Annotated in this window: 20 protein-coding genes; 11 read left to right on the top strand and 9 right to left on the bottom strand. The window is 68.7% G+C overall.

Annotated features, from left to right (window positions below; all coding sequences use genetic code 11):
• Positions 1–613 precede the first annotated feature (613 nt).
• The 9 genes from rpmH (at position 614) to ACXPWS_RS31815 (ending at position 6907) form a co-directional block, all read left to right on the top strand.
• A complete protein-coding gene (gene rpmH / locus ACXPWS_RS31855) occupies positions 614–757 on the top strand; it encodes a 50S ribosomal protein L34 (protein WP_073695092.1) in 144 nt (47 codons plus the stop codon).
• Positions 758–777: 20 nt separating this feature from the next.
• The gene (gene rnpA, locus ACXPWS_RS31850; protein WP_458710472.1) at positions 778–1158 is read left to right on the top strand and encodes a ribonuclease P protein component; all 381 of its coding nucleotides are present in this window, start codon (positions 778–780) and stop codon (positions 1156–1158) included.
• Positions 1159–1208: 50 nt separating this feature from the next.
• Positions 1209–1439, top strand: coding sequence for a membrane protein insertion efficiency factor YidD (yidD, locus tag ACXPWS_RS31845; RefSeq protein WP_458713773.1), 231 nt, complete (start codon positions 1209–1211; stop codon positions 1437–1439).
• Between the two features lie 43 nt (positions 1440–1482).
• Complete coding sequence (yidC, locus tag ACXPWS_RS31840; RefSeq protein WP_458713772.1) at positions 1483–2505, top strand: membrane protein insertase YidC; 1023 nt, start codon at positions 1483–1485, stop codon at positions 2503–2505.
• Positions 2506–2585: 80 nt separating this feature from the next.
• Positions 2586–3149 (top strand): Jag family protein, encoded by a 564-nt coding sequence (locus ACXPWS_RS31835; RefSeq protein ID WP_458710471.1) that lies wholly within the window; start codon positions 2586–2588, stop codon positions 3147–3149.
• 70 nt (positions 3150–3219) lie between these two features.
• Positions 3220–3903 (top strand): 16S rRNA (guanine(527)-N(7))-methyltransferase RsmG, encoded by a 684-nt coding sequence (gene rsmG, locus ACXPWS_RS31830; protein WP_458710470.1) that lies wholly within the window; start codon positions 3220–3222, stop codon positions 3901–3903.
• Positions 3900–4874, top strand: a complete 975-nt coding sequence (locus ACXPWS_RS31825) for a ParA family protein (protein ID WP_458710469.1) — start codon at positions 3900–3902, stop codon at positions 4872–4874. The genes rsmG and ACXPWS_RS31825 overlap by 4 nt, the downstream gene beginning before the upstream one ends.
• A 31-nt stretch (positions 4875–4905) precedes the next feature.
• On the top strand, positions 4906–5904 hold the full coding sequence (locus tag ACXPWS_RS31820; protein ID WP_458710468.1) for a ParB/RepB/Spo0J family partition protein: 999 nt from the start codon (positions 4906–4908) through the stop codon (positions 5902–5904).
• A gap of 250 nt (positions 5905–6154) precedes the next feature.
• Entirely contained in the window at positions 6155–6907 is a 753-nt protein-coding gene (locus ACXPWS_RS31815; RefSeq protein ID WP_458710467.1) for an acetyltransferase, read from the top strand.
• Between the two features lie 4 nt (positions 6908–6911).
• On the opposite strand, the gene ACXPWS_RS31810 is transcribed toward ACXPWS_RS31815, so the two are convergent.
• The 8 genes from ACXPWS_RS31810 to ACXPWS_RS31775 form a co-directional block, all read right to left on the bottom strand.
• Positions 6912–8108, bottom strand: a complete 1197-nt coding sequence (locus ACXPWS_RS31810) for an N-acetylmuramoyl-L-alanine amidase (RefSeq protein WP_458710466.1) — start codon at positions 8106–8108, stop codon at positions 6912–6914.
• A gap of 127 nt (positions 8109–8235) precedes the next feature.
• On the bottom strand, positions 8236–8568 hold the full coding sequence (trxA, locus tag ACXPWS_RS31805) for a thioredoxin (protein ID WP_458710465.1): 333 nt from the start codon (positions 8566–8568) through the stop codon (positions 8236–8238).
• A gap of 28 nt (positions 8569–8596) precedes the next feature.
• Positions 8597–9547, bottom strand: coding sequence for a thioredoxin-disulfide reductase (gene trxB / locus ACXPWS_RS31800; RefSeq protein ID WP_458710464.1), 951 nt, complete (start codon positions 9545–9547; stop codon positions 8597–8599).
• 94 nt (positions 9548–9641) lie between these two features.
• Positions 9642–10235: a hypothetical protein gene (locus ACXPWS_RS31795; protein WP_458710463.1), complete on the bottom strand. Its 594-nt coding sequence runs from the start codon at positions 10233–10235 to the stop codon at positions 9642–9644.
• 7 nt (positions 10236–10242) lie between these two features.
• Positions 10243–10779: an RNA polymerase sigma factor SigM gene (sigM, locus tag ACXPWS_RS31790; protein WP_458710462.1), complete on the bottom strand. Its 537-nt coding sequence runs from the start codon at positions 10777–10779 to the stop codon at positions 10243–10245.
• A gap of 140 nt (positions 10780–10919) precedes the next feature.
• Positions 10920–14501, bottom strand: a complete 3582-nt coding sequence (gene murJ / locus ACXPWS_RS31785; RefSeq protein ID WP_458710461.1) for a murein biosynthesis integral membrane protein MurJ — start codon at positions 14499–14501, stop codon at positions 10920–10922.
• Complete coding sequence (locus tag ACXPWS_RS31780) at positions 14498–16888, bottom strand: DUF6049 family protein (protein WP_458713771.1); 2391 nt, start codon at positions 16886–16888, stop codon at positions 14498–14500. Before ACXPWS_RS31780 ends, murJ begins: the two co-directional genes overlap by 4 nt.
• Before the next feature lie 71 nt (positions 16889–16959).
• Positions 16960–17733: an NUDIX hydrolase gene (locus ACXPWS_RS31775; RefSeq protein WP_458710460.1), complete on the bottom strand. Its 774-nt coding sequence runs from the start codon at positions 17731–17733 to the stop codon at positions 16960–16962.
• A gap of 111 nt (positions 17734–17844) precedes the next feature.
• Between ACXPWS_RS31775 and ACXPWS_RS31770 the strand changes: the two genes are divergently transcribed.
• A complete protein-coding gene (locus tag ACXPWS_RS31770) occupies positions 17845–19314 on the top strand; it encodes a CCA tRNA nucleotidyltransferase (protein ID WP_458710459.1) in 1470 nt (489 codons plus the stop codon).
• A gap of 15 nt (positions 19315–19329) precedes the next feature.
• Positions 19330–19830: a pullulanase gene (locus ACXPWS_RS31765; RefSeq protein ID WP_458710458.1), complete on the top strand. Its 501-nt coding sequence runs from the start codon at positions 19330–19332 to the stop codon at positions 19828–19830.
• Here ACXPWS_RS31765 and ACXPWS_RS31760 read toward each other — a convergent pair.
• Positions 19827–20603: a TIGR03084 family metal-binding protein gene (locus ACXPWS_RS31760; RefSeq protein WP_458710457.1), complete on the bottom strand. Its 777-nt coding sequence runs from the start codon at positions 20601–20603 to the stop codon at positions 19827–19829. The two genes, ACXPWS_RS31765 and ACXPWS_RS31760, sit on opposite strands and share 4 nt — an antisense overlap.
• Between the last annotated feature and the right edge of the window lies 1 nt (position 20604).

Raw genomic sequence — 20604 nt, 5'->3', positions numbered from 1 at the left:
CGACGCTTACCCCCTTGCGGCTGTCCTGGGTGTCGCCCAGGAGCGACGACGACAAACTGTCCACATAGTTATCCACAGTCTGTGGAGAGTGGCCAGCCGTGATGGTCGCGTTGTGTTGTGGCTAGTTGGTGGGCGAGGAAAACGTGTGTCGGAGCTCGTCACGCGCGCTGTGGCGTGTGGGCTCTCGGCCGGCGGTCGTCCTCGCTCTGGTGTCCGGCGCCGCCCCGGTGTCGAAACGGCATTGCCAGAAGCTAACAGTTTTCTCTCCGAGTGCCAACCGTTCTGCAACATTGCCGGGAGGTACCTGGCCAGCGCCGTAATGTTGGTGACGGGTGTGACTTTTGTGATTTGACAGGGCATTCCGGGCGGGCATTCCCGCGGGCGGGGTGGCGGCGGCGGGGGGCGGTGGCGGCAGGTTTGACCCAGGCAAATCTCGTCAGTACCCTCGAGCAGTCGCCCGCACGTGGCGATACGGCTGCGACCCGGGTGTCCAGGTACCGCGCCGGTTAGTACATGAGATCGACGAGCTTACCAACGGTGGCCGTGATCGCATCGCTACGAAACACTCGTGGCGGTGAGGTCGTGGTCCCATATGTAACAAGGAGAGACAGCCGTGGCCAAGGGCAAGCGGACTTTTCAGCCGAACAACCGGCGCCGGGCCCGTGTGCACGGTTTCCGTCTGCGCATGCGTACTCGTGCCGGGCGCGCCATCGTGTCCGCGCGGCGCGGCAAAGGTCGCCGTTCTCTGACTGCCTGATTCGATCAGGGTTCAGGGCGGTGCTTCCGGCCCCGAATCGAATGACACGGTCAACTGATTTCGGTGTCACGGTTCGTCAAGGAGTGAGGGCTGTTCAGCCTGATCTGGTCGTGCATGCGTTGCGCGGTCGGTCGGGTGGCCTTCTCGACTCCGCGCAAAGCCAGGACGATCCCAAGATCGGACTGGTGGTCTCTAAATCCGTCGGTAACGCGGTGCAACGCCATCGGGTGTCACGCCGGCTGCGCCACGTGGCCCGGACGCTGCTGGCCGAACTCGATGCCGGCGACCTTCTGGTGATCCGCGCGTTGCCTGGCAGCCGTGACGCGATATCCGCTCGGCTCGAGTCCGAACTGCGGGCCGCACTCAAACACACCCGTAGCGCGGCCGGAGCCCGACGGTGACCGGGTGGGCAGCGCGCAGCCTCGTCTTCGTCATCCAGCTGTACCGGACGATGGTGTCACCGCTGCGGTTGCCCACCTGCCGCTTCACCCCGACCTGTAGTGAGTACGCCGTCGATGCCCTGACCGAATGGGGCCTGATCCGCGGCGGATGGTTGGCCGTGGTGCGGCTGGCCAAATGTGGGCCATGGCATCGCGGCGGATGGGATCCGATCCCCGAGCGGTGCGAGCACGCCGCAGGGGCTACCTCAGCGGTAATCGTCAGGAGCGATTCTCTTGTTTAACTGGTTCAGCCTGGACATCATCTATTACCCGGTGTCGGCGATCATGTGGGTCTGGTACAAGCTGTTCGCTTTGGTACTGGGCCCGTCCAACTTCTTCGCCTGGGCACTGGCGGTGATGTTCCTGGTGTTCTCCCTGCGCGCCATCCTGTACAAACCGTTCGTCCGGCAGATCCGCACCACGCGGCAGATGCAGGAGTTGCAGCCGCAGATCAAGGCGCTGCAGAAGAAGTACGGCAAGGACCGCCAGAAGATGGCGCTGGAGATGCAGAAGCTCCAGAAGGAACACGGCTTCAACCCGATCCTGGGCTGCCTGCCCATGCTCGCGCAGATCCCGGTGTTCCTCGGTCTGTTCCACGTGCTCCGCTCATTCAACCGGACCCAGGGCGGATTCGGCCAGATCCATCTGACCGTCGAGCAGAACCGGGCCACCGGCAACTACGTCTTCAGCCCGTCCGACGTGGCGCACTTCCTGGACGCGAACCTCTTCGGCGCACCGCTGGGTGCCACGATGATCCAGACCACCGGTCTGGACGCTTTCACCGAATTCAACCGGGTGTCGGTGATCGCGGTCGGTGTGCCGATCATGATCCTGGCCGGCATCGCCACCTACTTCAACAGCCGTGCGTCGGTGGCCCGGCAAAGCCCGGAAGCCGCGGCCAACCCGCAGACCGCGATGATGAACAAGCTCGCGCTCTACGTGTTCCCGCTCGGCGTTGTGGTCGGTGGACCGTTCCTGCCCCTGGCCATCATCATGTACTGGCTTGCGAACAACATCTGGACCTTCGGTCAGCAGCACTATGTGTTCGGCAAGATCGAGAAGGAAGAAGAGGCCAAGAAGCAGGAGGCGCTGGCCCGCCGAGCGGCGAACGCCCCGGCCCCGGGTAAGAAGCCGAACAGGGCCAAGCGACCGGCCAAGGAACTGACCGAGTCCGAAGGTGTCGAAGACATGGTGCCGGATTCGGTGGAGGACTCGCCTTCCAAAGTGGAGGACACCACCACCGGGGGCAGCGCGGCGAACAAGACCCCTCGCCCGGGCGCCCGCCCCAACCGAAAGCCGAAGCGCTAGTCGCGCTGACAAGACCAAGCCGACAGCGACTGGGGTGAACGATCCCCGGAAGCAGACGCGCAGAGTAAGGAGAAGACGATATGACTGACGCCGAGACCACCGAGCGGACCGAGGACCAGATCGCCGTGACCGATACGGAGATCACCGCACCCGAAGACGGTGCCGGTCCCGTGGTGGACCTGGAAGAGCGCTTGGTCGCCGAGGGTGAGATCGCGGGGGACTACCTGGAGGAGCTGTTGGACCTCCTGGACTTCGACGGCGATATCGACCTGGACGTCGAAGGTGACCGTGCGGTGGTGAGCATCGACGGCGGCACCGACTTGAACAAGTTGGTGGGCCGCAAGGGTGAGGTACTCGACGCCTTGCAGGAACTGACCCGGCTGGCCGTGCACCAGAAGACCGGTGAGCGCAGCAGGCTGATGCTGGACATCGCGCGGTGGCGTCGTCGTCGTCGTGACGAGCTGGCGGCGCTGGGCGACAAGGTGGCGCGCCGCGTGGTCGCTTCGGGCGAACGCGAGGAGCTGGCCCCCATGACGCCGTTCGAACGCAAGATCGTGCACGACGCGGTCGCCGCGGTGGACGGTGTGCGCAGCGAGAGCGAGGGCGCCGAGCCGTCCCGCCGCGTCGTCGTGCTACCGGCCTGAATTACAGGGATGTAGTTCCAGTACCACTTTGTCAGGGCCGTCGGCCTGGGTCATCCGGAGGATGTTTCACGTGAAACATGGCGAACTGAGTCCGGCTCCCCAGTCGGCGGCCTTGTGCTTTGGCGAGCGCGCTGACCTGGCGCGTGCCTACGGGGAGATCCTCGCCGGGGCGGGTATCGAGTGGGGCCTGATCGGACCCTCGGAGTTGGACCGGTTGTGGGAGCGGCACCTCCTCAACAGTGGCGCCGTGGCCGAACTCCTGCACGCGGGCGAGCGGGTCGCGGACATCGGCAGTGGTGCCGGGCTGCCGGGTATACCGTTGGCCATAGCGCGGCCAGACGTCCATGTGGTGCTCGTCGAGCCGCTGCTCCGGCGCAGCGAGTTTCTGCGCGACGTCGTCGCCGAACTCGGTTTGGATGTGACGGTGGTTCGTGGCCGCGCGGAGGATCGGGGCGTGCGGGACGAGGTGGGGGAGCTGGACACGGTGACATCACGGGCGGTCGCGTCGTTGGACAAGTTGACCCGGTGGAGCATGCCGCTGCTTCGGATCGGCGGACGGATGCTGGCCCTCAAGGGCGAGCGGGCCGCGCAGGAAATCAATGAGCACGAGCGGGCCTTGCGCTCGCTTGGTGCCACCGACGTAAGGGTGGTGAGATGTGGCGTGGACTATTTGAATCCACCCGTAACCGTGGTCGCAGCCACGCGCGGCCAGCGAGCGGATCGATCGGTGCGATCGAGCAGGAGGAAGCGATGACAGCGGGACCCGCTCAGCGACCAGACGGGCCCGATGTTTCACGTGAAACATGGACGCCCGAAGGTGCCGGCACGTGGCGGGGCGATCCCGCAGCGGATACGCCCATCGCCGCGGAGGCCGAGCGCGCCACCCGCCTTCTGCACAATCGCGAGGCGGGCCTGCCCAAGCCGTCGCGTCAGCGCGTCTTCACCATCGCGAATCAGAAGGGCGGGGTCGGCAAGACGACCACCGCCGTGAATATCGCCGCGGCACTGGCTCGCCAGGGGTTGCAAACCTTGGTGATCGATCTCGATCCGCAGGGCAACGCCAGCACCGCGCTCGGCATCGAGCACAGGCAGGGCACCCCTTCGTCGTACGAAGTGCTCATCGGGGAGATCCCGCTGCACACCGCGCTGCAACGCAGCCCGCACAACGATCAGCTGTTCTGCGTACCGGCGACCATCGATCTGGCCGGCGCCGAGATCGAACTCGTCAGCATGGTGGCCCGCGAGGGACGGCTGCGCGCCGCCCTGGCCGAGCTCAAGCAGCACAGCTTCGACTATGTCTTCATCGACTGCCCGCCCTCGCTGGGCTTGCTCACCATCAACGCGCTCGTCGCCGCGCCGGAGGTGTTGATCCCGATCCAGTGCGAGTACTACGCGCTGGAAGGGGTGGGCCAGTTGCTGCGCAATATCGAGATGGTGAAGGCGCACCTCAATCCGGATCTCGACGTCACCACGGTCATCCTCACCATGTACGACGGACGGACCCGGCTGGCCGATCAGGTGGCCGAGGATGTCCGCGCGCACTTCGGGGAGAAGGTCTTGAAGACCGTCATCCCGCGCAGCGTGAAAGTGTCCGAAGCACCGGGATACGGGATGACCATCCTGGACTATGACCCGGGTTCGCGGGGTGCCATGAGCTACATGGATGCCAGTCGTGAGCTCGCCCAGCGCGGACCGGGTGTCGAGCAGAATAGGGGACAGGCATGAACCCCTGCGAGAAGCCGAAGGTGGACTGCGCATGAATCAGGCGTCGAAGAAGCGCACCGGGCTCGGACGCGGACTGGCGTCACTGATCCCGACCGGCCCCGCCGAGGATGACGCGCTGGGCACCAAGCTCGGTAGTGCGGCCGCCGACGTGCTCATGGGCGGGCCCGCGACCGGTGCGCCGGCCAGCGCCCCGCCGGCCACCTCCGAGTTCGGTGCGGTCTACCGCGAGATCGACCCCAAGCTCATCGAACCCAACCCCCGCCAGCCGCGGCAGGTGTTCGACGGGGACGCACTCGCCGAGATGGTGCACTCGATCAAAGAGTTCGGCGTCATGCAACCGATCGTGGTCCGGGTGGTTCCCGGTACGGACGCCGGTGATGAGCGCTACCAGTTGGTCATGGGGGAGCGGCGCTGGCGTGCCTCGCAGGAAGCCGGGCTGACCGCCATCCCCGCCATCGTGCGGGAGACCGCCGACAGCGACATGCTGCGCGACGCGTTGCTGGAGAACATCCACCGGGCCCAGCTGAATCCGTTGGAAGAGGCGGCCGCGTATCAGCAGTTGCTCGAGGAGTTCGACGTGACACACGACGAACTCGCGGTGCGGATCGGACGGTCCCGGCCGCTGATCTCGAACATGATCCGACTGCTGCGGCTGCCGATCGCGGTCCAGCGCCGGGTCGCCGCCGGCGTCCTGTCGGCCGGGCACGCCCGTGCGTTGCTCGCCCTGGAAGGCGGCGCCGAGCGCCAGGAGGAGCTCGCCGCCCGGATCGTCGCCGAGGGATTGTCGGTGCGGGCCACCGAAGAGGCCGTCACGCTGGCCAACCGGAACGGTCCCGCTGAGCCGCCGTCACCGCGGCGCAAACCGATCCAGATGCCGGGGCTCCAAGACGTCGCCGAAAAGCTGTCGACGGCCTTCGACACCCGGGTCACGGTCAGTCTGGGTAAGCGCAAAGGCAAGATCGTCGTCGAGTTCGGGTCGGTGGACGATCTGCAGCGGATCGTCGACCTGATGAACGCCGCCAAGTCGTGATGGACCGAAATGTGCGCTGAACGACCAGGACCTAGGACACCGGCGAATTACGTCACTGTGACACTAGACCGCACAATGGCCGGCTTCCTCGGGAAACACCATGTGTAACAAGGCTTTTCGGTGCGGAGCCGAATCGCCACGGCAAAACCGGCCTGAGCGGCCGGTGCCAGGCGCGCTCTCCTATTCTGGAGGGGCAACCCAGTCGGCCGCGTCATCGTGCGCCGGGAACTTGTGAGAGTCGGGGGTCGAAGTGTCATCGCGAATCACGCCGCTCCGGCTTGAGGCATTCGATCAATTGCCCAAGCACGCGAGGCGGTGCGTGTTCTGGGAGGTGGACCCGTCCACCCTCGGCGGTGACGATCATCTGGCCGACCCGGAGTTCGAGAAGGAAGCCTGGCTGTCCATGGTGATGCTGGAGTGGGGATCATGCGGCCAGCTCGCGATCGAATGCGCGCCCGGCCCCGGCGAGCAGGACACCGTGCAAGCAGAATTGCGCAGCGACTCGGCATGCCTGGGATACGCCTTCTATGCTCCACCGCGTGCGGTCCCGCGGGCGCACCGGTTTCCCACCGGCCCGGTCAGTGCGGACGCCGTGTTGCTGACCTCGCTGGGGGTGGACGCCGGTGATGAGTCCGGTGTACTGCCGCGCGGATTGATCGCCGCCGTGGTCGCCGATCTGGTCCGCCGCGGGGTACGGGCACTGGAGGCGTTCGGCCGGACACCGGCCATCCTCGACATCGACCCCGCCGCAGTGCCGGACGATCTACTGCCGGTGATCGAGGTGATCGGGGACTGCTCGACAGAGCAATGCATCATCGCGGTGGATCTGCTGGCCGAGGCCGGCTTCGAGGTGGTGGCCCCGCACCCGTATGTGCCGCGGCTGCGCCTCGAGCTGGAACAGGGACTGGGCTGGAAGGCCGATGTCGAGGCGGCGCTGGAACGGCTGCTCGAGTCCGCGCAGATGCAGATGCAGGTGCCGGTGGGCGCGATGCCGTGCGGCTGACGGTCTAGCTGGGCGAGACCCGGCCGGCCTGCTCGACCGACAGTTCGTGGGCCAACAGCTCGGCGAAAGTGAAAGTGCCCGTCGGGCGGTCATTCTTGCCCAGCAGGTACAGCCGCTTGACGGCGGCCAGCATACCTTCGGCTATGGCGTCGCGAGCGGTGCTGGAGGCCAACAACTGTCGATCGTGTGGGTTGGTGATGTAGCCCAAATCGACCTGGACGGTGGGCATCCGGGTCAGGCGCAGCAGATCCCAGGTCCGGCCATGGGTACGGCAATCGCGTAACCCGGTGCGCGCCACCACTTCACGCTGGATGAAGTCGGCAAGATTGCGTCCGATGGTGGACACCGAGCCGTGCGAGTTGCCGAAGTGGAACGACGCCACACCGCTGGCGGACGGGCTGACGTGACTGGTGCAGCGCAGGCTGATCATCAGGTCAGCGCCGACCGTGTTGGCCGTGGCCGCACGCTCCGCGTCCGACGGGCTGTGGCCGCCGGGCCGGGACAGGAAGGTGTCCATCCCGATCGCCGTCATCCGGCCCTCGAGCCGGCTTGCCAAGTCCCACAGGATGTCTGCTTCGCTGATCGGCCCGGAGGGCCCCTGCAGGATCAGGCCATGGTCATCGCCGCCGCGACCCGGATCGATGATGACCCGCTTTCCGGACAGCTGCGGGCCCGAGCGCCGGACCAACTCCTCCTCACGGATGGCGTGCGGTGAGCCACCGGTGACGCGCGAACCGAGAAAGTACAAGGAGCGCAAGGTATCCGGGCCACAGATCCCATCCGGGAACAGGCCGTACTCGCGCTGGTAGGACATCAGGGCGTTATGGGTCTGCAGACCGAAGTGGCCGTCGACCAGACCCGTGTAGAAACCGAGGTCCTGCAGCCGGGCCTGCAACGTGGCCACGTCGTCGCCATACATCGGTGCGCCGAACTGATGAGCCAGGGTGCGGGCGCCCAGCTGATAGGACGCCTCCTTCAAAGCCCGGAAGGTGGCCTCACCGACCATCCCGTCGACGAGCAGGCCGCGGCGCTGCTGGAAAGCGCGGACAGCGTGATCCAGCTCATCGTCGAACACGTCCAGGGCGATGTGCTTGCCCGTGGTCAGGTCCGAGTCGGGGTTCTCCAGCATCCCCAGCGCTGCCAGGGCCGCTCTGATCTCGGTGACCGCCGCGCCGCGGTCACCTCGACGCAGTATCGACATACCTGGCCTTTCGGATGCGCTGCAGTCGATACGTGCCGACGACTGCTGAACGGGCTGACAGCATTGTCGCAGATACGCACGGAAATCCGGAAAACTCCGGGCACGGGGTGTGGCTGCGCGTTACCTGTTAAACGTGCTCGGCGAGATCGCGGAGCAGGGCGGCCTTGCCCTTTGCGCCGACGATACGCTTCACCGGCTCGCCGCCCTTGAACAGGATCAAGGTGGGAATCGACACCACCTGGAAGTCGCGGGCGGTCTCTGGGTTGGCGTCCACGTCCAGCTTGACCACGCGCAGGTCCCCGGTCTTCTCCTTGGCGATCTCCTCGAGCACCGGGGCGACCATCTTGCACGGTCCGCACCAGGTGGCCCAGAAATCCACCAGCACCGGGGTGGAGCTGGACAGCACGTCCTGTTTGAACGACGCGTCGGTGACGGCGCTCGTCGTGGAATCTTCGCTCATCTGATCCTCCTGGTCGGGGTTGGGAAAGTTAAACGGTTGCCGCAGAGTCGTTGTCGGCCAACCAACGTTCGGTGTCGATGGCTGCCGAACAACCCGACCCGGCCGCGGTGATGGCCTGCCGGTAGGTGTGGTCGACCAGGTCGCCCGCGGCGAACACCCCGTCCACCGAGGTGGCGGTGCTACGGCCGGCCACCTTGACGTAGCCCTCGTCGTCGAGCTCGACCTGACCCCGGACCAGATCCGAGCGCGGGTCGTGACCGATCGCCACGAAGACACCGGTCACGGCGAGCTTGGACTCCTCACCGGTTACCGTGTCGCGCAACCGAATTCCACTGACCTTCGGGTCACCTTCGATCTCGGTGACCGCGGTGTTGGTCAGGAAGGTGATCTTCTCGTTGGCCTGGGCGCGCTCCAGCATGATCTTGGATGCGCGGAACTCTTCGCGCCGGTGGATCAGGGTGACGCTGCGGGCGAACCGGGTGAGGAAGGTGGCCTCCTCCATCGCCGAGTCACCGCCGCCGATGACGGCGATGTCCTGGTCGCGGAAGAAGAAGCCGTCACAGGTGGCGCAGGTGCTGACCCCGAGGCCGATGCGCTCCTGTTCACCGGACACACCCAGCTGGCGGGCCGCCGCGCCCATGGCGAGGATGACCGCGCGCGCCTCATACGTGACATCGCCCACGGTCACCTTCTTGACCGGGCCGGACAGGTCGACCTCGTCGACGTCCTCCATGCGCAGATCGGCCCCGAACCGCAGCGCCTGCTCGCGCATCTCGTCCATCAGGTTCGGGCCGGTGATGCCCTCGCGGAAACCGGGGTAGTTCTCCACCTCGGTGGTGGTCATGAGGGCGCCGCCGAACTGGATACCTTCGAACACCACAGGCTTCAGTTGTGCTCGTGCGGTGTACACCGCGGCCGTATAGCCGGCGGGGCCCGAGCCGATGACGATCACGTCGTGGATCTGCGGAGAGCTTGACATCGTGGGTGCGAAGCCTTTCTGCCGTGTGAAACCGGCGTGAGTTCAAACATCAGGGTAGGCCCCAGTGTTCCCGGCCGTACTGCGGCGCCGTCTCCTAGGGGCGCGGCAGTGTCGTCGCGGCCAGCGGTGTGGTGTGCGCGGCACTACAGCCCGCGTCGAGCAGGACGGCGTCGACCTGTCCGGGGCGCCGCCCCGGGAACACCGCCAGCACCGCGGGCCGCCCGCCCACAGCGACCGGGCGGGCGCCCAGCACCGGGGCCCCCGGATCGCGTCTGAGCCCGCTCAGGCACGCCGACCAGCGCTGTGGATCGACCAGCACGCCGAGATCGGCGGGCCGGGTCAGCAGGGCCAGGATCTCGCCGTCGGGCATGGGCATGGGGATGGTCGCCGGGCGCCGCGGGACGGTGATCTGCTCGGCCGTCGGTCCGGCGCTGCGGGCGGGCGACGACGGAGTGCTCAACGTCACCGCGCCGATGACCAGACCCGCCAGCGCCGCCGCGGCGCCACAGGCCAGCGCGGTCCTGCGCCAGTGCAGCGGGCGGTCGGCATGGGCCGGCCCGGCCGCCCGCAGTGCGGTCAGCACCCGGGCGGTGACGGCAGTGGGCACCTCGGGCGCCGAATCCGGGTCGGCGGCCAGCGCCGCCAGTTCCTCACGCACCCGGTCGTCGCCGCGGTTGGCACTCTGCACGGCTCCATCATTGCGCGACCGGCACGGCCCGTTCCGCCAAAAGGCGTGCCAACTTGGCCCTGGCGCGGGCGCACCGGCTCTTCACGGTGCCCTCGGCAACGCCCAGCATGCGCGCCGTCTCGGCGATCGAGAAGCCCTGCATGTCGACGGCCACCACCGCCGCGCGCTGCTCGACAGGCAGCCTCATCAGCGCGCGTTCCACCACGATCGCGGTGTCCACCTGGGCGGTGGCGTCGCGGACCGGCCAATCGTCGTCGTTCAGCGGTGTGGTGGGGTGGGCCTTACGCCGGCGCAGCCGGTCCAGGCAGGCATTCAGCACGATGCGGTGCAGCCAGCTGCTCACCGACGACCCGTCCCGAAACGTCGCCGCCGCGCAGTGCGCGGACAACATGGCGTCCTGCAGTGCGTCGCCGGCATCTTCGGGGCTGTGGGTGGTGAACCGGGCCAGCCGGTACAGCGGCCGCTGGTAGCGGATGAACAGCTCCTCGAACGCGAACCGTTCGCCCGCGACATGTGCCGCCAGCAACTGCGCGTCCGTGCGCATCCGGCCAGAATTCCCCCCGAAACTCCCCACAGCCGAACCCTAGTGACGCCGCGGGCCCATCCCGGACACCACTTTCTGCCACGTGTGGCAGAAACCCTCTGACCTGCACATCCAGTGTGCACAGGCTGGGGATAACCTCGTCAGGACTTGGCTTTGAGGGTGATTTCGGAGATATCGGCGCGGTTCTTGCCGTCGACCGTACCCAGCGTCGAGATCCACACCAGCACATAGGACGTCGGGGATGCGTTCTCGACGGTGATGGTGTTGGACCCCTTCTTCAGCGGGGTGGCCGGCGCCAGCACGGTGGTGTCCTCGAGCTTGGCCGGGGTGGCCGACTGCGCGGACCGGATCTGTACCGCGGTGCCGGTGCTGGTGACGTTCACGGTGACCGAACCGATCGTGGCCGGCTGGGACAGCTGCAACATCAGGCCGACGCCGTTCTTGAAATTGGGGAACGGATTCGGATCGGAATAGGTGTCGCTGGGCCAGACGGTCGCCGGGTTGCCGTCGATGGCCAGCCCGGCCAGCGTCGGCGCGTCGGCCTCGCCCTCGGGGGAGAACACCGTGGCGCGCACCGGTTTGACCACATCGCCGCTGCCGTCGGAACTGGACGAACTACCCGGGGCATTGAGCCCGAGATCGCCCTTGTCCAGCGATCCGCCGACATCCCCGAAGATCCGGTTGAGCACCGACGCCAGCACGATCAACGCGATCACCACGATCACGCCCGCCGCGGACAGGCCGACGATCAGGCCCTTGCGCCGCCGGGCCAGGGCCTCCGGGTCGGTCGAGCGCACCGCACTGAACGGCCGGGGGCTTGCCGGCGCCTCGACCGGAGCGATGTATTCGGTGCGGTCGGCGACCGCGGTGGCCTGCTGCAGCAGGTTCAGCAAGGTGGGCGCGCTGCGGATGCCGCCACCCTCCTGCACGGCCCTGGCCGCGGCGGCCGAGATCTGGAACGGGATGTCGCGATCCACCGACCGGGGTTCGACCGGCTGGCCGGCACTGTCCAGGTCGGCGGGCGCGAGTCCGCTGTGCACCCCGGACTCGGGCAGCGGCCAGCGGTTGATCAGCAGCGCGTACAGGGTCGCCCCGATTCCGCGGATGTCGTCTTCGGGTGTGGCGGCAGCCAGCGTGGCGGGGAAGGCCAGCGCGACGTCGCCTTCGATACTCACCCGGACCCGGCTCGGGTCGTCGATCGACAGCGCGACCCCGCTGCGGTGTGCGGCCTCGGCCGCAGCGGCCAACGACTGGATCGCGCGCGCCCCGCCGATCGGTGACGGAGTGGTCTCGGCGACCTCGGCCAGCGACCCGCCGCGGATCCATTCCGAGACCACCAGGCCACCGGAGCCGGTCCGGGCGACATCCAGGATCTGGGCGATACCGGGGGAGTTGACCTTGCTCAGCTTGGACGTGCGGGTCAGGATGTCCTGCAACTCACCGTCGGACAGCTGGCCGTCGGGATCGATGAAGGTCAGGGCGACCTGCCGGTCCAGCGCGGTGTCGAGCGCATGCCAGAACTGCAGATGCGGCGGCCCGCCGTGGAAGACCAGCAGCCGGTAGCGCCCACCGGCGATGATCGCGCCGGGAATCAGGTGCACGTCGTCGTCGCCGGTGGCGGACTCGATCGCGGGTTCGCGCGGCGGGTCGAACGGCAACGCCTCCCGGGTCGGGTCGTTGCTGTAGTCGGCGGGCGGGCGGGTGGGCACGTCGGGCTGCAGGTCGCCCGCGACGGGCGGCCGGGAATCCGATCCCGTGGTGGGCAGCGGGATCCGCGTGGTGGCACCGGCGCCGGTACCCGTCTCGGGCGGTACCTCACCGCCTGGCGTGAACCCGCTACCGGGTTGGTCGGCCACCTGGTGTCCTTTCCGGGCTGGGGTCCTGACGGCCGCCGCCGGGGGTCCCGGTGGGCGGGAGGCGGGCGGCCGGATGGGACGGGGTGCGGGGGGTTGCCCCGCGTACGGATTCCTCTGATCAGGGTAATTGACGGGACGCACCGGCCGCTGGGAGATACCGCCGGTCGCCGGTGCCGGCGCCGTGGTGCGGCCCAGCCGTCGCCGCACCGCGCGCAGCGCGGCCTGGGCGTCGGGCACCCGCGCGGCCAGGAGTACGCCCACGATGATCGGCAGCATGATGACCCCGAGGATCAGCAGCCGCAGCAGCGATCCGGCGGCGCCGCCGTGTTCGGTGAGCTTGTCCACACCCAGCAGCCGATCCACCACGTGTGCGGCCAGGCCGGCGATGAGGGACGCGGTGATGGTGACCAGGATGGCGCGCACGACGTCGAGGCTGACCAGCCTGCCGCCGGACCGGGGCGGTAGCAGCGGAGCCAGGTTGGCCCGCAGCACGAGGTGGCCGACGGTGGCGCCGGCCAGAAAGCCCAGCCCATTGGCCAGGCCGAGGTAGCCGGCGACCAATTCGGGGTCGGTCACCAGATGTCCGACGAGTACCGAGGCCACGATCTTGACCGCGGTGATCACCAGGATCAGCACGATCGGGATCCACGGCTGTTCCCTGGCGTAGAACACCCGCAGCTGCAACAGCACCAGGGCGTACGGGATCAGCGTGAACGCCGACAGGGTGATGGCCATGCCGAGGTAGCCGGCGTCGGTTTCGCCGAAATTGCCGTACGCGAAGAGGGCGGTGCCGATCGCCGGGCCGGTGACGGTCATGAACGCGACGATCGGAATCAGCGTGATCATGGTCAGCCGGGTGGCCAGGGACAGGTCGGCCAGGATCGCGGGGCCGTTCTCGGCGGCGGCGTTGCGGGACAGCCGTGGCATCACCACCGTCAGCACCGTGACGCCGATCATCCCGAACGGCAGCTGCAGCACCAGCCAGGTGTAGTTGTAGATCGCCGGCCCGGATGCGGCGGCCGCGCTGGCAATCCGGTTTCCGACGAAGAGGCCGATCTGGCTGATCAGCACGTAGAGCACCATCGCGGCGGCCATCGTGCCGAACCTCTTCAGCCGGTCGTCGATACCCCACAGCGGGCGCAGGCTGATCCGCTGGCGGCGGATCGCCACCAACAGCACCGTCATCTGCGCGACCACCCCGAGCGTGGTGCCGATACCGAGCACCAGCAGTTTGGCGTTGCCCATCCGCACCGGGTCCAGGGACAGTTCACCGGGCACCAGGAGATACACCCCGAGGGTGACGATGGCCACGACGTTGTTGACCACCGGCGCCCACGCCGGCGGCCCGAACACGTTGCGGGTGTTCAGGATTGCCATGTACACCGAGGCCAGCCCGTAAAAGATCACCTGCGGCAGCAGCAGATAGGCGAAGGCGGTGGTCAGCGGCCGGTCGACCAGCGAGTCGCTGTCCAGCATGAGGTCGACGAGCAGCGGCGCCGCGGCCACCGAGACGATCGTGGTGACCAGCAGCAGCGCGGTGGCCAGGGTGACCAGGCGGCGCACGAAGGCCGTCCCGCCGTCGGGGTCATCGTGTTCGGCGCGGGCGAGCACCGGGACGAAGATGGCGGTGAACGTCGCCTCCAGGACCAGGGCCGCCACCATGTTGGGCAGCTGGTTGGCCACCGTGAACGAACTGGACAACGCGGCGCCGAGGATGGCGGCCAGCAGCACGATCCGGAAGAAGCCGGTGATCCGGCTGATCAGGGTGGCCAGCGCCATCCCCCAGGACCGCGACACCACCGCAGAGTCCGACAGCTCCCTGCGCTGCGCTTGCGGCGCGGCGGGCCCGCGTTGGGACATGTTCATCGGCTGTCGTCGTCCGCTGAGTGGGCCAGTGCGGTGTCCAGCGGGTCGGGCCGGTGCACCCGGACCGGCCGCGACGGTGGCACCAGGTCGGCCCGGTCGGGCTGGCCGCGGAACCGGTGCCAGAGCCGCCGGCCGACCAACAGCGCCAGGATCGCCCCGCCGGTGAGGGTGATGAAGAACAGCACCTTCCCGTACGCGTTGGAATGCACCGACAACCGGACCTGATCGCCCAGCGGCATTCCGTCGGCGGTACTGAGCGTGACGTCGACGGCCACCCGCTGGGTGAAGTGCACCTCGATCGGCACCCGCAGCGGCAGGTAGCCCGGCGGCAGTTCGATCTCGCCCGGATCGGTCACCGTCATGCCGGGTGGGGTGTCGATGTGCAGTCGCACCCGGATGGGCACCGGCAGGTCGTTGCGCAGCGCCAGCGGTAGCGGGCTGCGTTCGGTGGCCAGCGTGTACGAGCCACCCGGATTCACGATGGTCACCGCGCTCATCAGATCCGAGAGTGTCCGCTCGACGGTCGAAAGTCGTTGCTGGGCAAGACCGTTGCGTGCGTCCGCGGGAACCGTCTGGCTCAGCGCGCGGAGCATGTCCTCGCGCAGCGGTGCGGTGTACCCGGTGCCGGTCAGTCCGGTCTGCTCGTCGGTGGTCAGCGCCGAGGTCAGCTCCCACAGTCTCGCGGTCGTGGTGCCGATACCGGAGAGGATGTCGTCGTCGAACCGGGCCCGCGGATTGCCGGCGATGTCCGGCGAGCGGGACGGCTGCGCGGGAGCGGCCAGCCCGGTTTCGGTGATCAGCGCAGGCAGCGGCCGGGGTACGGCTAGCCCGGCCCGGATGGAGCTGGAGATGGCGGTGAACACCGCCTGGGCTTCCTCGGGCCGCAGATTCCAGGCCAGCGGGGGCATCACGATCTGGGTGCGCGGCTCGAGGTCTGGACGCAGACCGCGCCACAGCACCGCACCGAGCGCGTCCTGCAGCCGCGCCACCTGCGAGTCGTGGCTCAGCGGGATGGTGAGCGACGAGTCCACGTACGTCGGCGTCTGCGGATCTGTGCCCGCACCGGCCAGCGCGGCGGCCAGCATCGGGTCGAACGGGGCGGTGACCACCTGCGGGGCGTCGCGGCGGGCGTCCAGTGCCACGGTGCCGTCACCGTCGGCGCTCAGCGGTGCCGCGGCGATCGCGACCGTCGGGCCTTGGGCCGCGAGCAGTTGTACCGCACGGTCGGTCAGCGGGCCGTCACCGATGACGGTGGCCCCGCGGACGGTCTTCACCCCGAGGATCTGGTCGACGATATCGGCGGCCAGACCGGTGGCGGCGGTGTTCAGCCGGCTGTCGCCGACCCGGGCCAACGCGTCCAGGTCGGCCTGCGCGTAGACGGTGGACGTCACACAGGTGCGCTGGGCCAGCACCTTGAGCCGGTTCAGCCAGTCCGTGGCCGCCTCCTTGCCGGTGCCGGGCTGCGATGGTGCGTTCAGGCCGCCGTCGGGGGTGGTGCTCACGACGTAGCCCGCCGTCATCGCGTTGACGGTCACCAGCAGATCCGGATCGACCGCCAGGCACAGTGCGGTGCGCACGGTGCCGTCGGGATCCACCTCGGGGCTGGTGGCGAAATCGGCCGCCGACAGCAGGGTGTCCAGCCGGCCGCCGGGGGCCAGCGAGGTGGCCAGGTCGTCGTCCAGCAACCGCACCGGTGTGGTGCCGCCCGGGATGCCGGCGGCCAGCCTGGGCCGGTCGGCCAGCGGCCACAGCACCGTGGTGGCCACCGGCCGGGTGGTGTCCGGGGCGACCACCGCGCCCAACGGGGAGGCACCGGCGGTGTCACCGCCGGCCGCATCCGTCGGGTCGGCGGGCACGCCGAGCACCGGCAGCAGGAAGCGGGCATCGTCGAGGCGCGCCGGCTCGCCGTAATCCGGGGTGCCGTTGACGTTCACCAGCACCGGGTACACGCCGGGGCTGTCGATGCGCAGCGACGGCACTCGGTCGGCCCGCACCGGATAGGACAGCGTGAACGGCACCTTCTGGCCGCGGTCCAGTTCGGGGGCCACCGTGATGAAGTCGGCCACGGGTTCGTACTGGTCCAGGTTCCCGGAGAGATTGGTGCGCAGGCCCGGCGCCGCCGTCACGCCGGCCGCGTGTTCGAGCCGGATCACGACATCGCGCACCGGCCGGTCGCCCACATTGGTCACGGTGCCCGCGACGGTGACCACCGCGTCGCTGGTGGTCGTGACGATATCGGGGGTGATCCGGTCGATCTGCAGGTGCAGGAACTGCGCGGACCGGGGTTCACCGGCCGCCGCGCGCGGCGAGACGACGGGAGCGGCGAACAGCAGGAGCACCGCGACGGCGGCGAGGAAGCGTAAGAGGACCGGCGGGCAGGAGCGCAGCGACCGGGGGAATCGGACCGGCGGGTGGGAGCGTGGCGACGGCGGCCCGTGGACATGGACCGCCACCGAACTCACGGGCCTTGCCCGCATCCGTTCGCTCGCCGGCCGGGCGAGTCCTCCTGGCGACGGTTCCGGGCGTGCGAGTGGGTCTGCGGACGGCGTCGCGGGGAACTGTGCGGAAGCGGCGGCAGCGCCGCCGGACCGTCGGACTGCAGTTTCTCGATCAGTTCGCCGGCGACCTGGGCCAGCCGGCGTTCGTCGGCATACGCCAGCCGGGCCGGCAGATCCCCGATCGGGACCCATGCGACCTCGGTGACCTCCACATCCTCATCGGAGAGCTCGCCGCCCAGGAAACGCATCAGGTAATGGTGCACCGTCTTGTGCACGCGTCGCCCCTCGGTGACGAACCAGTAGTCGATGCTGCCGAGTGCGGCCAGCACGCTGCCCTGGATCCCGGTCTCCTCGGCGACCTCGCGGATGGCGGTCTGTTCGGCGGTCTCGCCCATCTCGATATGTCCCTTGGGCAGCGACCAGAGCATCCGGCCGCGTCGGTCGATCCGCCCGATGAGGGCGGCGACCTGAGTTTCCTTCGGTCCGTCGATGCCGTCGATGACCAGGCCACCCGCCGAGGTCTCGTGCACGGTGCGCAGCCGTTCCTGGGCGTGCCGGGGTGGGCGTTGCTGCCGGTTCTGGCCGGGTTTCGCCGGGGTGGCGTTCGACTCGGCGGACGGCTGGGAGGTGTTCTTGGCGGACTGCTCGGTGGCCGGCACCGGGGGACCGGCAGCGCGGCGGCCGCGGCGGCGCCCTCGGCGCCGTCGCGGTTTGCCTTGTTCGCCGTCCGACACCCAAGCGATAGTAGTTGCCGCGACGTGGCGCTCTTGCCACACCGGCCCGGTCGTGGCCGGGCTGTCGCCGGGTCGTTACCGCGCCGGTAGACGTCATTAGACTCACCGAACGTGCCGAACGACCCGACTCCAGACACCGCCGACGCCGAACTACTGGCCGGCGCCTGGCTCACGCTGAGCGAGTATCGGCAACTGCTCGGCGACCTCGGCGCGGTGTTCGCCGCCGCCGGCCACGAGTTGTACCTGGTCGGGGGCAGCGTGCGGGACGCGCTGCTGGGCCGGGTGTACACCGATCTGGACTTCACCACCGACGCCCGTCCCGCGCAGATGCAGAAACTGCTGCGTGGCTGGGGCGACGCCACGTGGGACACCGGTATCGAGTTCGGCACGATCGGGGTCGGCAAAGGGCCGCACCGCCTCGAGATCACCACCTTCCGGTCCGACAGCTACGACCAGGTGACGCGCAACCCGCAGGTGCGGTTCGGGGACAGCCTCGAAGAGGACCTGGTGCGCCGCGACTTCACGGTCAACGCGATGGCGGTGCGGATCACCGAGGACGGTCCGGCCGAATTCTGTGACCCGCTGGGCGGCCTGGCGGCCCTGCGCACCAAGGTGCTGGACACCCCGTCGGCGCCACAGGTGTCGTTCGGGGACGATCCGCTGCGGATGCTGCGGGCGGCGCGGTTCGTCTCCCAGCTCGGCTTCACCGTGGCGCCCCGGGTGCTGGAGGCGTTGTTGGACATGGCTCCACAGCTGGAGCGGATCACCGCCGAGCGGGTCGCCGCCGAGCTGGACAAGCTGCTGCTGGGCGCCGACCCCGTCGCCGGGGTGGACCTGATGGTGCAGACCGGGCTGGGCGACGTGGTGCTGCCCGAGGTCGGCGAGATGCGGATGGCCATCGACGAGCACCATCAGCACAAGGATGTGTACTGGCATTCGCTCACGGTGCTGCGCCAGGCCATGGATCTGGAGGACCCCGAGAGCGGCCCCGATCTGGTGCTGCGCTGGGCGGCGCTGCTGCACGACATCGGCAAGCCCGCCACCCGCAGGCACGAGTCCGACGGCGGGGTGAGCTTTCATCACCACGAGGTGGTGGGCGCCAAGATGGCGCGTAAACGCATGCGCGCGCTGAAGTACTCCAAGCAGATGGTCGACGACGTGTCGCAGCTGGTGTATCTGCATCTGCGGTTCCACGGCTACGCCGATTCGGCGGGTACCGGCCGGTGGACCGACTCGGCCGTGCGCCGGTATGTCACCGATGCCGGCCCGCTGCTGACCCGGCTGAACAAACTTGTGCGTGCCGACTGCACGACCCGGAACAAGCGCAGAGCCGCACGGCTGCAAGCCAATTACGACGATCTGGAGGACCGGATCGCCGAGCTGGCCGCCAACGAGGACCTGCAACGGGTCCGCCCGGATCTGGACGGCAACGAGATCATGAAGATCCTCGGCATTCCGGCGGGGCCGCAGGTCGGGCAGGCCTGGCGGTACCTCAAGGAGCTGCGCCTGGACCGTGGCCCGCTCGATCACGACGAGGCGATCGACGAACTCCGAAAATGGTGGAACGCCCAGCACGGCTGATGCGTCTTCAAAAGCATGGATTACTGCTTGGCCGACGGTGACGGCGGCGCGACCATGTTCACCGCGGAGCCCGCCGTCGATGCCGACGGAGATGGTGTGCTCGACGCGATAGGCCTCGATCTGGACGGGGACGGCCGCTTCGATGATGCGCTGGCCGACCTGGACCGTGACGGACTGGCCGAGCGCGCCATGCACGACGTCGGTGGCGCGGACGCGGCGTACTTCACCGACGACGGGTCGGGCCGGTGGCTGCTGGCCGCAGACGGCGCGGCCGGGGCGGGCCGGGTGCGCTGGTTCGGTCTGGACGGGATCGAGCAATCCGGCGGCCCGCTGGTGGATTTCGACGCCGACGGGCAGGCCGATGACCGCCTGCTCGACACCGACGGGAACGGGCTGGCGGATCGTGTGCTCGGTGGGGAGAGCGCCTACGCCGACCGCGACGGCGACGGCAAATGGGACGTCAAACTCACCGACTCCGACGGCGACGGTGCCGCGGATACGGCCGGTGAGATCTAGCCGCGTCCCGCTCCCGGCGGGCCGGCGAAGGCTTGGGCGATGGTCAGCCACGTCGCGGCGTCGTCGCCGGTGGCCGTCACCGCGAGATCGCCGGGGGCTCGGCGCTGGGTGACCAGCATGCAGAAATCCTCGGCGGGCCCGGTCACCACCTGGTCGGCCTCGGAAGGCCCCCAGGTCCACCAATCCCCTTGGGGCCCTTGTAGTTTCACGTGAAACGGGGCGGTGGGCGGGGTCAGGCCGTGCACGGTGAAGGCGAAATCGCGGGTGCGCACCCCGATGTGCGCGATCGAGCGCAGCCGCGCCGTCGGTTCCCTGTGGACCCCGAGGGCGTCGGCGACGTCCAGCCCGTGCGCCCAGGTCTCCATCAGCCGGGCTGTCGCCATCGACGCCGCACTCATCGGCGGCCCGAACCACGGCAGCTTGCGGCCGTCGGGCACATTCAGCAACGCCTGATGCAGCCGGGCCCGGTCCGCGCGCCAGCCGGCCAGCAGTTCGGCCGGCGCCGTGGTGGCCAGCCGCTCGGCGGCGGCGTCGACGAACCCGAGCGGATCCTTGGCGGCCTCGGCCAGCACCTCGGCGAAGGCGGCCTCGTCGGTGACGGCCTGCAGGGAGGTCCGGTCGGTCCACCACAGGTGCGCGATCTGATGGGCGATGGTCCAGCCCGGAGAAGGTGTTTCGGTCTGCCAGCCCTGCCCGGGCAAGTCGGCCACCAGTGCGTCGAGCACATCGCTCTCGGCCTGCAGGTCGGCGACGATCGGTCCGGCTCCAGCCATG

It is taken from the genome of Mycobacterium sp. BMJ-28 (assembly GCF_054404835.1).
This window is presented reverse-complemented; position numbering and strand designations above follow the sequence as displayed.